The sequence below is a fragment of the Sphingomonas sp. Leaf22 genome, assembly GCF_001421715.1.
Classification (GTDB): Bacteria; Pseudomonadota; Alphaproteobacteria; order Sphingomonadales; family Sphingomonadaceae; genus Sphingomonas.
On record NZ_LMKP01000030.1, the window covers coordinates 1 to 12,309 of the forward strand.

At 60.9% G+C, this 12,309-nt stretch carries 13 protein-coding genes; 5 read left to right on the plus strand and 8 right to left on the minus strand.

Going from position 1 to position 12,309, the window contains the following annotated elements:
- Positions 1 to 165: 165 nt before the first annotated feature.
- The 5 genes from ASE70_RS12515 (at position 166) to ASE70_RS12530 (ending at position 4,008) form a co-directional block, all read left to right on the plus strand.
- Complete coding sequence (locus ASE70_RS12515) at positions 166 to 837, plus strand: hypothetical protein (protein ID WP_056505336.1); 672 nt, start codon at positions 166 to 168, stop codon at positions 835 to 837.
- A gap of 144 nt (positions 838 to 981) precedes the next feature.
- Positions 982 to 1,653: a hypothetical protein gene (locus ASE70_RS12520; protein WP_056505339.1), complete on the plus strand. Its 672-nt coding sequence runs from the start codon at positions 982 to 984 to the stop codon at positions 1,651 to 1,653.
- Complete coding sequence (locus ASE70_RS19915; RefSeq protein ID WP_156356213.1) at positions 1,650 to 2,150, plus strand: hypothetical protein; 501 nt, start codon at positions 1,650 to 1,652, stop codon at positions 2,148 to 2,150. The genes ASE70_RS12520 and ASE70_RS19915 overlap by 4 nt, the downstream gene beginning before the upstream one ends.
- Complete coding sequence (locus ASE70_RS12525) at positions 2,141 to 3,127, plus strand: L,D-transpeptidase family protein (RefSeq protein WP_056505342.1); 987 nt, start codon at positions 2,141 to 2,143, stop codon at positions 3,125 to 3,127. The genes ASE70_RS19915 and ASE70_RS12525 overlap by 10 nt, the downstream gene beginning before the upstream one ends.
- 59 nt (positions 3,128 to 3,186) lie before the next feature.
- Positions 3,187 to 4,008: a hypothetical protein gene (locus ASE70_RS12530; RefSeq protein ID WP_156356215.1), complete on the plus strand. Its 822-nt coding sequence runs from the start codon at positions 3,187 to 3,189 to the stop codon at positions 4,006 to 4,008.
- Positions 4,009 to 4,049: 41 nt separating this feature from the next.
- On the opposite strand, the gene ASE70_RS12535 is transcribed toward ASE70_RS12530, so the two are convergent.
- The 8 genes from ASE70_RS12535 to ASE70_RS12570 form a co-directional block, all read right to left on the minus strand.
- Positions 4,050 to 4,448 carry a hypothetical protein gene (locus ASE70_RS12535; protein WP_056505348.1) on the minus strand — a complete coding sequence of 133 codons (399 nt, stop codon included), beginning with the start codon at positions 4,446 to 4,448 and terminating at the stop codon, positions 4,050 to 4,052.
- Positions 4,445 to 5,548: a hypothetical protein gene (locus ASE70_RS12540; protein ID WP_200925639.1), complete on the minus strand. Its 1,104-nt coding sequence runs from the start codon at positions 5,546 to 5,548 to the stop codon at positions 4,445 to 4,447. Before ASE70_RS12540 ends, ASE70_RS12535 begins: the two co-directional genes overlap by 4 nt.
- Positions 5,545 to 6,564, minus strand: coding sequence for a 2-hydroxyacid dehydrogenase (locus tag ASE70_RS12545; protein ID WP_056505351.1), 1,020 nt, complete (start codon positions 6,562 to 6,564; stop codon positions 5,545 to 5,547). Before ASE70_RS12545 ends, ASE70_RS12540 begins: the two co-directional genes overlap by 4 nt.
- A 152-nt stretch (positions 6,565 to 6,716) precedes the next feature.
- Positions 6,717 to 7,475, minus strand: coding sequence for a polyphosphate kinase 2 (gene ppk2 / locus ASE70_RS12550; protein ID WP_056505353.1), 759 nt, complete (start codon positions 7,473 to 7,475; stop codon positions 6,717 to 6,719).
- A gap of 440 nt (positions 7,476 to 7,915) precedes the next feature.
- The gene (locus ASE70_RS12555; protein WP_056505356.1) at positions 7,916 to 8,206 is read right to left on the minus strand and encodes a DUF1488 family protein; all 291 of its coding nucleotides are present in this window, start codon (positions 8,204 to 8,206) and stop codon (positions 7,916 to 7,918) included.
- A 177-nt stretch (positions 8,207 to 8,383) separates the two neighbouring features.
- The gene (locus ASE70_RS12560; RefSeq protein WP_056505359.1) at positions 8,384 to 9,157 is read right to left on the minus strand and encodes an alpha/beta fold hydrolase; all 774 of its coding nucleotides are present in this window, start codon (positions 9,155 to 9,157) and stop codon (positions 8,384 to 8,386) included.
- A gap of 149 nt (positions 9,158 to 9,306) precedes the next feature.
- Positions 9,307 to 10,482, minus strand: a complete 1,176-nt coding sequence (locus ASE70_RS12565) for a zinc-dependent alcohol dehydrogenase (RefSeq protein WP_056505364.1) — start codon at positions 10,480 to 10,482, stop codon at positions 9,307 to 9,309.
- 212 nt (positions 10,483 to 10,694) lie between these two features.
- On the minus strand, positions 10,695 to 11,792 hold the full coding sequence (locus ASE70_RS12570) for an ATP-binding protein (protein WP_056505367.1): 1,098 nt from the start codon (positions 11,790 to 11,792) through the stop codon (positions 10,695 to 10,697).
- Positions 11,793 to 12,309 lie beyond the last annotated feature (517 nt).

Sequence of the window (12,309 nt, forward strand, 5' to 3'; positions counted from 1 at the left end):
CGAGCTTGAACTCGCGGCTGAACTTCCGTCGTTGCATCTCCATCCTCCGGTTCCGAAAAACACCTTATCTCGGTGTCCACGAAACCGGCAGCAGCTCAGGCCGATTGGTTGCTCTGAGAAGCATTGACGTGTTGCGCTATCGATCGCCTGTGGCAAGGTGCTGCCATGGATTTCATGAAGTGGCTGAATTCGCTTGACGAGCTCCTGTATGAGGTGATGAGTTGGCTACTGTTCTTTCCCATCACGCTATGGCGAGCAACGGTACGCCCGATCACGTTGATGGCAGAAGTCGATCGGCAGCAGGAACTGCCGGAAAATGAGCAATACGCATCGCTGCTCAGTCCACCGCTATTTTTAGCGCTTTCACTCTTGCTCGCCCACGCAGCGGCTATCGCACTGGGCGAGACAGATACGATTATCGCAAGCAAACGGGGTCTGGCGAGCCTGATCAACGATACGACGACCGCGCTGGTGCTGCGCGTCGTCGTCTTTGCCGGGTTTGCTTTATGCTTTGCCGGGCGACTGATGCGCAGTCAGCGGATGCCGCTCAGTCGCTTGACGCTCCGTTTGCCGTTTTACGAGCAGTGCTATCCGGTCGCGGTATTCTCGCTAGGAATCAGTCTCGGCACAAGTTTCGTGACAGCACCTAGCGGCACTTTCCACGTCGCTGGCCGGGCACTTATCGTCGCCAGCATTCTGAATTTCGTCATTCTGGAAACCCGTTGGTTCGCCGGGCGGCGGCGCTGCGGCTATCTCCGTGCGGTCGGGAACGTAGCCTGGGCACTTACCGAAGCCCTGTTGCTGATGCTGGTGATCGGCTTCCTGTTTACACGGTAGCGACCCTTGGGATTTTGTAGAACGGGCGACCCCCGGATCGCAGCAGATACCGAGCAAGCGGTCCTTACCTGTTGATAATCCACGCAAACCAATTGCACACGGGTAGGGAAGGCGTTACGTCTCGACGGGAAGGGTGGGCGATCGATGAATTTCGTTCAATGGCTCAATTCCCTCGACAAGCTGCTCTACGAACTGATGAGCTGGCTCGTCTTCTTTCCCGTCACTTTGTGGCGGATCGTTCGCCATCCTCTGCAGACAATGGCGTATGCGGAAGATCAACTGCGTCAGCCGGCTGATCGACAGTTCCGCGGGACCGTCAACCCACCAATCACGATGATTCTGACGCTGGTGCTCAGTCAAGCGATCGACCTGAGCGTTCACGACGTGAATCCGATCGTTGCCAGCCAGCACGGCTTGGCGCGACTGGTGAACGACAACACGACGTTGCTGTCGCTCCGGCTGATCCTGTTCGGTGCGTTCCCGCTCGCGCTGGCGACCCGCAAGGTCCGCAGGTCTAATGTCCAACTCGATCGCGACAGTCTGCAAGGGCCGTTCTACGCCCAGTGTTTCGCAGTCGCGCCATTTTCCTTGGGTATTTCAGTTGGCTCGACGCTAGCTGCCCAGTCAATAGCGGTCGCGCAGTATGTGGGCGCCTTGATATTCGCTGTAGCGTGCGCCTTTTATATTTTGGTCGAGACGCGCTGGTTCCACACTGAACTGCGCCAGTCTTATTGGCGTTCGGCGTCACACACTTTCATCAGTACGCTGGAAGCGGGCTTGTTTGCACTCTGCTTCTCGCTCCTGTTTGCGCTATGATCGAGCTGATCGGTCTTGTGTTTCTGAAAGCGGTGCCACCCCCGTTTCCCCAGCTTACGGCGGACTGCACGCATCCCGTTTACGCTAGTGATCAGCTCGTCTGCGGCGATCCTCTGCTTCAGCGCGTCGATGCGCAGTTGGCCTCAGCCCTTGAACGCGGACAAACGAGGACTGGACCCTGGATCGAAGACGGTGGGGCATGGTTCAGACGCAGTCGGCTGTGCTCGCTGCGGCCCGATCACCGACGTTGCCTTATCGAAGCCTATCGCGAGCGCAGGACCGTTCTGACAGCGGCAGCGAGGACTGATCGCGGAAAGCAGTGCGGATCACTGCGCATTGCAGCGATGCCCGATGGCAGCATCGCATTGTACGATAAGGCTGGCGGTATTGTCGGCGTCGCCTTGCGCGCATCCCTTGTGTGGAAGCCGTTTATCCGGATTGGCTCCACAAACCGCTTCCTCGATCTTGCCGGAAAGGAAATCGCACGATGCGGATGATCGCGCTTGCCGCAATGATGCTGGCCCCGGACACTGCAGAGGCGTTGCAGGGCGCGCGGACCAGTTCGTCCGCCGACCTTGCACGGCGTGCCGAGGCGTTGAGACCCGGCGAGTGGGTTTGGGCGCCCGACATCGCGCCGGCCGGGCCGGTCGTCGTATATGTGGACCTGTCGGCACAGGTCGCCACGGTTTATCGCAACGGTGTCCGGATTGCCGTGTCGACGGTGTCATCGGGCAAACCGGGTCACGTAACACCCACCGGCGTCTTCACGATCCTTCAGAAAGACGCTAACCACCGGTCCAGCAAATACAACAGTGCGCCGATGCCTTTCCAGCAGCGGCTGACGTGGGATGGCGTCGCGTTGCACGCCGGGGGCCTGCCAGGCTATCCCGAGAGCCACGGCTGCGTCCATCTACCGTTCGAATTTTCGAAGCTGCTGTTTGGTATCACTTCGCTCGGTGCGACCGTGGTGATCCAAGGCGATGCCGCCCGCCATGTACGGACGTCTGACCAGAGTTTGCTAGCGCCCTTCGATGCAAAGGGACGTCCCGCTGCAGGAGCAGCGCTCGACCAGCGCGGCTTCACTTGGCGACCCGAACGCGCGCTGTCGGGGCCGCTCACGATCATCGTGTCCAAGTCCGATCGCCGCGTCGTCGTCCTTCGCAACGGGATTGAGATCGGACGCAGCGTGGCCGAAGTGGCCGACGACGATCCGGGCACGCACCTCGTCACGCTGGGCACCTCGCCGGATGGCAAGCCGCAATGGAGCTACATCGGGCTGCCAGGGCATGAACGCGAGGCGGGGATGCCACTAGATGAGGCGACCATCAACCGCCTGCGCCTGCCGCGTCCATTCTATGAGAATGTTCGCGCGGCGGCAAAGCCGGGCTCGACGATCCTCATCACGATGGCACCTGTCGGAACCAGTCCCGGCGAACCGCTGACGATCATGGATGCGATTTTTCCCGCACCGTAACCCGGTGTTTTTCAACGGAGGTGGTTATGACGATACGGCACAACGCAGGATCAGTCGGTATGCTGGCCCTCTTCACGATCGGATTAACAGGGCCAGCCAGCGCCCAGTCGACCGACCTCGACGATCTGGTAGGTGCCCGCGCCGGGCAAGCCGAGAACGCGATCCGATCCCGCGGTTATGTCAGCGTGCGCAGCGAACAGAGCGACGATCGCGCCTATGCCTATTGGTGGAATCGCGACCGGCGTCAGTGTGTTGTGGTGACGACCATGCAAGGCCGCTACGACGCGATCACGCCAACGACGGCACCGGATTGCCGACAGCCAACCGCGACAACGCTGCCCTCTTACGGTGCGCGACCGGTCCAGCCGAGCCGTCCCCTGCCGCCGCCGCGGCCCGGCTATGGGTATGACCGTCCAACGACGTTGCCCGGAGGTCAATCGATGGACGTCGGTGGCCGCACAGTTGACCTGGGCCTTGTCTGCTTCGGCGAGGGGCAACGGCCGACCATTGAATCACGCACGGTTTGGGTGTGGGACAGCAAGCGCGACCATTACGACTATGGCGTCGTCAATCAGGCGGGATCCAAGTCGGTCGATGCGACCGTCATGATTCAGCTTTGGAACGGCGGCGGCCGCATCCGCCTGCCGCGACCGTTGATTCCGCCGATCAACACGCGCGGCGACCAGCTTGGTTGGTGGGATCTGAACAGCGTGTCGGCCAATCCCGATCAGATAACCGCAAGCTATCGCCTGAACGGTCTGAACAAACCGCGGCTGACGATCAATCGTCGCTCGGGAACGATCAGCATCCAGGGGCCGGGAACCTATGCCTTTCGTGGCACCTGCGATCTGATCGACGGCGACGACCACCGCCGCTTCTGATCCAACAATACCGGCCGGTACCCTGGCCGGCCGGTATTCGATTATCGCAAGCCGAGGGTCAGCGTGTAGTTCGCGACCTCGTTACGGCGCGCAGCATTGCGCATCAGATAGACCTGGACGGTGTAGTTCCCAGTCGATGGTAGTTTGCCGGTGAAGCTGTTGCCGGCGATTGACCCGTTGAACAGCGCGTCGTCCGCGCCGGGTGCAGTCACATTGAAGTAGCTTGACCCGTTGTTGGTGTTCATCCGTACCATTATCGTCTGACCGGCACGCGCAGCGACGGTATAGTTGACGGTCGCATAGCCTCGCACGCTGTCCTTCACAGTTATCGAACTGGCACCCTTCGAGAATTCCACGGGCACGTTCTTGACTGGGTCCTGTGCCGCCTGCGAGGCGGCGAGCGCCAGCAGGGTGGCGCCGATTAGCAGAATTCCATTCATCGTGTTTCTCCCGATGGGCCGGTGATCCCGGGCAGGTTCGCCGAATAGCTATCTGGACTGTCGATCGTGCGCAGCCATTTGACCGAGCCGACATGCCAGCGCGGATCGGCGGCTCGCAGCAACGCGAACGTACCCGGCAGATGCTTGGCCCCGTAGGTAACGTAGATCGCCTCGCGTGGCTCGCGCAGGAGACGGTCAGCAAGCACCCTGTTTCGATAATCGAGGATAAGCGGGTCGAGGTCCTGCCGCGCGCTTGCATCGTTCGAATGCACCATCGTCAATGTCATCACACCGCGGCAAAGTACGCCGGCCAGTTCGCGCTGTCCGTCCGTGCCATGGCGAAGCCAGCTTACGACGCGGTCCAAACCGTTGACGTCGCTCGCCTCGACCTTGTTCGACATCGCTGCGGCAAAGGCGCCATCGCTATGCATCAGGCGATCATATTCGGTGCGAAGCTGCGTCGTATTCACGTCTGCAACGACATGGTTTTGGGGATGGACCAGCGAATCGTTGACCACGACCTGTAGATAGTCGGACTGGAAATCCAGACCGCAGACCTGGCCGAGTTCGCGATATGCGCCGGTCAGGTCGCGACCATGCGTCGCTACTTCCTGAAACCAGCGGTCGTTGGCGGGCGTCGAATTCGCCACGCCTTCGTAGAAAAGCACATAGCCGCGCGCCAGCGCATCCTCCAGATCGAAAGCCACGCCTTTGTAGAAACGGCTTGCGCCGACATGCTGCATTCCCTGAAAAACGATCCGCTTCTCGCCATTGGTCAATGTCGCCTGTGGGACAAGCGCCGGGCGCAATTCCGTGATCGACGCGAGATAGTAGACAGGCGCTGCAAGAAGTATCGCAATTACGAACGCGAAAGCGATGCCGAGCGGGATCACCGCACTGCGCAGCCAACCATTCCGCACGAAACGACGCCACAACCACGCTGGTAGCCATGCGAGCGCGAACGCCAGTAGCACCACCGCGATAGGAATGGGCCACCAAGCCTGAAGGAGCACCGGCAGAGCCAGCAGAAAGCCGATGCCGCCAAGGAACCACAAAATAGTGGCCGCACGAACACGAAGGCGCACAAGACCGGGGTTCATCGAACATCTCCCATGCCGTTGGTTGCGCGAAGTCGATGGAGCAGCGGGCGGCCAGCCTCGAAATCCGAAAGGCTGGTTAGCGTCGTCTCGGCGATCGCGGCCAGCGCTTCCTCCGTCAGAAACGCCTGATGGCCAGTTACAAGCACGTTGGGAAAGGTGAGCAGGCGCTGGAGAACATCGTCGTCGATGATCTCGTTCGACAGATCGTCGAAGAAAATGCCCGCTTCCTGTTCGTAGACGTCGAGTGCGACGCCGCCAAGATGCCGGGCCTTGAGAGCGTCGACCAGCGCCTTCGAATCAATCAGCGCCCCCCGACTGGTATTCACGATCAATGCGCCGGGCTTCATGTCCGCTAGCCGTTGCGCATCGATTAAATGGCGCGTCTCGGGGGTGAGCGGGCAGTGGAGGCTGACGATCTCCGCCCTCTTCAGCAACGCGTCGACAGATACGTATTCAACGCCGATAGCCTCCAGAGCGGGGTCGGGCGCCGGATCGCTAGCGATTACCTCACAGCCGAACCCGAGGCGCAAAGTGCGTGCAACCAGCGCGCCGATCTGCCCGGTGCCTACGACCCCGACGGTGCGCCTGTGCAAGTTACGACCGACCAGCCCGTCGAGCGCATAGTTGTTCTCGCGCACCCGCGCCCAGGCGCGTGGAATCTTGCGATCGAGCGCGAGCAGCAGGGCAATGGTGAATTCTGAAACGGCGTGCGGCGAATAGGCTGGTACCCGCGTGATTGCTATGCCCAGCTGATCGGCTGCCTTCAGATCGACGTTGTTGTAGCCGGCACAACGAAGTGCTGCGATCTCGACGCCATTACCGCGCAGGATCGTCAACACCTCACCATCGAGCCGGTCGTTCACGAACGCGCAGATCGCCCGACAGTCTCTCGACAGCGAAGCAGTCAGGGGGTCAAGCGGCGCGTCGATGAAGCGCAGATCATGGCCATGCCCGGCGTTGGATACCGTTAGAAAAAGCCGATCATAGCTTCGTGCGCCAAATACCGCGACGCGCATCAGCGTGCGGGTCCCGCGTGCGAACCTAGATCACGGTCGACTCGAAATTTCCCTTTGCTTGGAAGCATTTCTACCTACCCCAATCACTCGAGGATGCGCTTCCTCGGGGGTTAGGGCAAGGCTCGACCGTCAATGGAGATCAGTCGTGTCGGCTAAGCTGCAAGCCGACCGTCGGCAATCGCTGCCGGTTCGAAAGGAAACAGCGTCGCCGGGTCCGGCTTGCGATGGCTGCCGGCAATGTCAGCCGGTGCTATAGAGCCGACGAGATGTCGCAGAACGGCGATGCGAGCATTCTCCTTTTCGTCGCCGCGTACACAGAACCAGGGGGCCAGCGGCGTGTGCGTGCGCAAGAGCATCGTGTTCCGCGCATTGGAATAATCGGACCAGCGCGTTTGCGCGGCCGCGTCCATATCCGACACTTTAAGTTGCTTGAGCGGATCAGTTCGTCGATCGTCCAGGCGCCGGCGTTGCTCATCACGTGAGATGTCGAGCCAAAGCTTGACGAGCTTGATGCCGCTCTCGACCAGCATCCGCTCGAAATCTGGCGCATCGCGCAGGAACTGGGTCTGCTCGGCGGGCGTGGAGAAACCCATCACGGTCTCGACCCCCGCGCGATTGTACCAGGATCGGTTGAATATCACTATTTCACCCGCCGCAGGCAAATGGGCAACATAGCGCTGCAAGTACCATTGTGACCGCTCGCGATCGGTTGGTTTAGGGAGTGCCACTATCCGAGTAGCTCGTGCCGCCAAATGTTCGACTATCCGCTTTATCGTACCGTCCTTGCCCGCCCCATCACGCCCCTCGAGCACGATAAGCACTCGCTCGCCAGATTCAGCCGCAGCAACCTGTGTCTCGACCAAGGCTAGTTGGAGACGCTTGAGTTCCGCGTCGTAATCGCTTTTCGTCATTCGTTACTTATGCACGAATTCGACCAAGATCGAAGGGCGTTGCAATATTTCCTCGAACAACCAATCCGGCTTAACACTCGGGGTGACTTAACGTCGCTACCTCCACTATGCGTGCTGCACCTCGCCTGCCCGAACATAAATCGTCGTCCGCTTTTGATTAACGGGAGAGATAGCGCAAATGACCGGTTATAGGTGATTGTGTTGAAAAAGGCAGAGCACGACACTTCCGTGCGCAAAGGCGCAAGGATGGAATCAGGCGCACTTTACCGTTGAAGCGATCGTGCTCACCGTCAGAATTTTAAATTCGAATGTTTCGCCGCGTTCTGCGAGGTCGCTTTTTTCAAGACAATCGGTCAAGGCGCACGTTCACGGGTCAGCCGCATCATGGTGGTCTGCGCGCAGCGGAAATGAGAACTGCAGAGTTCACCTGCCAAGCGTTGTCAGCCGTCGAGATCTGCCGAAGTCAGGAGTATTGGCGGCTCTCCGCCGAGCCTCTTGACGAACTCCCGCTGCGCGATCCGATGGATGTCAGTTTCGAATTCTACAAACACCTCCAATGCCGTCTCGGGGTCGACCCCTTCAAGCTGCGGGTTTAATAGTTCCGCCAGCGCGTCGGCGGTGATGAGAAATTCGACCTCGCCGAAATCCGTCATGCCGACGAATCCCACGCTGTCGCGCTCCGCAACCCACTCGTACTCGCTCTTCTCGAAGCGGACGCTCGAATGGGCCATCGATTCAAATCTCCTATGTGGCTACGGCGGCAGTTGCATTGGACGCTACGAAGCTTCGGCAGCACGCGCAACGGAGCTAAACCGTGAGTCCGGCGACGAGTAGGGACGTCCGGTTTTAGAAAATGGCAAAGGGGGCTTGAATGACCGTTTCTGGGTCTGCGTTACACCCTGCTACTTTCACAGCGTAGCTCTGAGGATGACCTCGACTGTCTCCTCCGGCATGTCCCACATCGGAAAATGACCGCTGGACTCGAACCAGTGCAGCTCTGCGGACGGGAACGCAGCTTTTGCGCGCGCCGCCTGACCTGGCAGGCAGAGCCTGTCGTGCCTGCCCCATCCGATCACGATCCGACCGGTGCAGTCGGCAGCAGGACCGGTCTGCTCCGGCCCGTTCGCAAGGTCATGAACCAGCGCATCGAACGTCGGTGTCGTACTAAGACCGGTCAACTCGGTCGCCACCATCTGCGGATCAAGCGCCCATGGATGCGCGGACAATTGGGCGAGCAGGGCAGTGCGCGAGGCCGCGTTACGGCTCAGCGTCGGCAAGGCGGGTCGGATCGCCCGCAACAAGCGGCCCGAGACGCCGATCGTGGTTTTGAAGAAGGTGCGCTCCCAACCACGCCAGAACCCACCCGGGTCAAGGGCGACGACGTTGCCGACGACGCCGCGCCTGGCAAGTTCGAGCACCATTCGCGCGCCCATCGAGCTGCCGACGACGTCGATCCCGGTCAGCTCGTGTTCCACGATATAGCGCTGGACGCTCCCGACCAGGCCGTTGAACGTTCCGCTATCGTGCTCCGCAGGGGTCGCGCCATGTCCGGGCAGGTCGATCGCGATAACCGCTCGACTGGCGCCGAGCGAGTCCAGGATGGGGCTCCATGATCGCGAGCTTCCGCCCAGCCCATGGACGAGCAGCAGTTTGCGGCCGGAGCCGCGGTTGATCTGGTGCATCTCATTCCATTTCGGTTATCTGGAACGGCTCAACGAGCACCGTCCGTGCGTGGTACCATTTAATTTGCGAGCTGCCGTGCGCCGGTCGTCGCGGCGTTCGATCCTCAAAGAGGGATCGCACGTCGCCACGACGATGAGGGATGCGCAGCTCAGCCGTGCGGGCGCATGACCACCTTGATGACGCCGTCCTCCTTGTCGCGGAACCTGGCGTACATTTCGGGCGCGTCCTCAAGGCTGGCCGGGTGCGTGATGACGAAGCTCGGGTCGATCTCCCCGGCCACGATCTTCTCCAGCAGTGGCCTGGTGTAGCGCTGGACGTGGGTTTGGCCGAGCTTGATGGTCAGCCCCTTGTTCATCGCCGCACCGATTGGCAGCTTGTCGCCCATGCCGACGTAGACGCCAGGCACCGACACCGTACCGCCCTTGCGGCAGCTCATGATCGCCTGTCGCAGCACGTGGACGCGGTCGGTCGCGAGGAACATCGACGCCTTGACCTTGTCCATGACGGCATCGGCCGCGCCGTGTCCGGCCGCCTCGCAACCCACCGCATCGATGCAGCTGTCGGGTCCGCGTCCCTTGGTACGGGCCTGAAGTTCGTCAAACACGTCCGTCTCGGCGAAGTTGATCGTCTCGGCACCGCCGGCTTCCGCCATGGCGAGCCGCTCGGGCACTTCGTCGATCGCGATGACGCGACCGGCCCCCATCATCAATGCGGAGCGAATGGCAAACTGGCCGACTGGACCGCAGCCCCAGATCGCGACTGTGTCGCCGGGTTCGATCTGCGCGTTCTCTGCGGCCATGTAGCCGGTCGGGAAGATGTCAGACAGGAACAGCGCCTGATCGTCGGTGACGCTGTCGGGGATCTTGATAGGCCCGATGTCCGCCATCGGCACGCGGAGGTACTCCGCCTGACCGCCGCAATAACCGCCGAGCATGTGGCTGAAGCCGAACAGGCCGGCGGGCGAGTGGCCCATCGCCTTGGCGGCCATCTCCGCGTTGGGGTTGGTGCGATCGCAGGCCGCGAACAGGCCTTTCCGGCAGAACCAGCAGTCGCCGCAGCTGATTGTGAACGGCACCACTACACGGTCGCCGATCCTGAGGTTGGTGACCTCGGACCCGAGCGCTACGACCTCGCCCATATTCTCATGGCCGAGGATGTCGCCCGCTTCCATGGTGGGCTGGTAGCCGTCGAGCAGGTGTAGGTCCGACCCACAGATCGCGCAGGCGGTGACCTTGATGATCGCATCGCGCGGATGCTTGATCTCGGGGTCTGCGACAGTGTCGACGCGGACATCGCCCTTACCGTGCCAACAGAGTGCGCGCATGTTTCTTCTCCGTGTGAGCAGGAGCTCCGCCAGGATCGGAAAAGCGACTGAACCACCTCAACGTCTCGTTGCACGGAACGGGCTCGCGCCCATTAGTCTATGTGAAGAGACTTCCGGTTTTGGCACGGGGCAGCGACGCTGAGGCGACTGCAACTGGGTCTGCCGGAAGCCGTGGGTCAGCAGCATGCTCGCCTGGTAGAGGGCCTCCGCACCTAAACCCGGTCCGACGGCTCAAACCTCCATTTGGCGTCAAACATCGCCAACAGAAGATCGACGTAGCTCCAACCAGCGGCTCGGGCTGCGATCGCGGAGAGGCAATCTTGATCTTCGCGCCCCGGGCGGCCCGGCCCCGTCATGTTGGGTTTCATGTTAAGGTCGAACAATTTGAACGTACCATCCCGATCGGCCCGGCAATCGATCCTGATCGCGGTGCGGGTGTCGACCAGCGCGGCCGCCGCGACGCAGCTGTCGATTATTGCCATGATAGCGCGTTCGCGTAGCCGCTCGGGAGTGATTGCGATGCTGTTGGCGGTAACCGGAACGTCACCGTTATACGGTGCTACACCGCCGCGCTGATCGAAGCGGTACACAGGCGGCAAGGTCCAGTGCGTCGATGCCCGCGAACCGTCCGGACGCGGAGACGAGGGCGGCATGACGGTGACCGTCATCTCATCACCGCCAAGAAACTCTTCCACCATCAGCATGTCCCCGAAGGTGGCAGCCTCGATCAATGCAGTCGCGGCATCGCGCAGGTCGCTGAGGCTCCCCACCAAGGTGACGCCTTGGCTTCCACGTCCGCGCACCGGCTTGACGATCATCGGGAAGGACATGCCGCGGGAAGCACACGCGTCTTCGACATCGGCCAGCGCACAGACGTTCTCCTTGCCCGTGCCGGACAGCAGAAACGATCGCGCTACGGGCAGGCCAGCCTGGGCAAGAAGGACGTTCGTTTCGTACTTGTCGTCGAATGCCTGCATTGCCGAGGGAATCTGCCCGACAATGTCGACGTCGGCCATTACCGTCTCGAGCGGATGTCCTTCGAACAGGACGGTGTTCGCCCACAGGACCGATGCGCCTGCGGCGCCTGCGCTATGGATGCCGTCGGCCGTGTCCGGGAATACCCAGTCTAGCGCCCTAGACGGGTTCGGCGTGGAGGTGGGCGTGACCACATTCACGCCGGCCGTGCGCAATGCGAAAGCAATGTCGGCGCCACCATCTGAATATCCACCTGGCTTCGCATCCTTTCGCAGTCCATCGATCAACGGTGGCGGAAGCGCTTGGTAAAGAATGGCAACCGACGCTGTTTTCATGATTAATCTCCTGCGCGTCGCGCACTAGCCCGGAGCGACGCGCCAGAGCAAATAGCTGAATTGCGTCTGCGGGTGCGCGATGCAGTCGCTTTCGGCAGCGTACGTCCGCTTTTACCTTCGCGTGATTCGTGAGTGGAAAGTCGGACGTTGAAATTGGTTTTATCAAAAAGATCAACCAGCGTCCGAACCTGGGAAGCGAAGGAAAGGGTAGGCTGCTGCCGGTTTCCCGGACATAAAGTTAAGCTACTTGCGTCTGCCTCTCAAAGTCCATGGGGCAGAAGTGGCCCATCTGCCGTTTTCGACATGAACAAATGGTAGAACCTGGCAAGCGGGCACGCCCCCTGCAATGACCGCAATTGGGTCGTCTCAGCCGAACGGCTGCTAGGGGGTTTCGAACCCGATTCCGGCCGCTAGGGTCAGGACCCATTGATATGAGGATCGCGATCTGATTCAGGCTCTGCGAGGAGACCCGAATGAGCGACCTTTTTTGGCTGACGGACGAGCAGATCGAGCGGCT

Coding starts and splice junctions, on each gene's coding strand:
- ASE70_RS12515 (WP_056505336.1), top strand. CDS start 166: ATGGATTTCATGAAGTGGCTGAATTCGCTTGACGAGCTCCTGTATGAG.
- ASE70_RS12520 (WP_056505339.1), top strand. CDS start 982: ATGAATTTCGTTCAATGGCTCAATTCCCTCGACAAGCTGCTCTACGAA.
- ASE70_RS19915 (WP_156356213.1), top strand. CDS start 1,650: ATGATCGAGCTGATCGGTCTTGTGTTTCTGAAAGCGGTGCCACCCCCG.
- ASE70_RS12525 (WP_056505342.1), top strand. CDS start 2,141: ATGCGGATGATCGCGCTTGCCGCAATGATGCTGGCCCCGGACACTGCA.
- ASE70_RS12530 (WP_156356215.1), top strand. CDS start 3,187: ATGCTGGCCCTCTTCACGATCGGATTAACAGGGCCAGCCAGCGCCCAG.
- ASE70_RS12535 (WP_056505348.1), bottom strand. CDS start 4,448: ATGAATGGAATTCTGCTAATCGGCGCCACCCTGCTGGCGCTCGCCGCC.
- ASE70_RS12540 (WP_200925639.1), bottom strand. CDS start 5,548: ATGAACCCCGGTCTTGTGCGCCTTCGTGTTCGTGCGGCCACTATTTTG.
- ASE70_RS12545 (WP_056505351.1), bottom strand. CDS start 6,564: ATGCGCGTCGCGGTATTTGGCGCACGAAGCTATGATCGGCTTTTTCTA.
- ppk2 (WP_056505353.1), bottom strand. CDS start 7,475: ATGACGAAAAGCGATTACGACGCGGAACTCAAGCGTCTCCAACTAGCC.
- ASE70_RS12555 (WP_056505356.1), bottom strand. CDS start 8,206: ATGGCCCATTCGAGCGTCCGCTTCGAGAAGAGCGAGTACGAGTGGGTT.
- ASE70_RS12560 (WP_056505359.1), bottom strand. CDS start 9,157: ATGCACCAGATCAACCGCGGCTCCGGCCGCAAACTGCTGCTCGTCCAT.
- ASE70_RS12565 (WP_056505364.1), bottom strand. CDS start 10,482: ATGCGCGCACTCTGTTGGCACGGTAAGGGCGATGTCCGCGTCGACACT.
- ASE70_RS12570 (WP_056505367.1), bottom strand. CDS start 11,792: ATGAAAACAGCGTCGGTTGCCATTCTTTACCAAGCGCTTCCGCCACCG.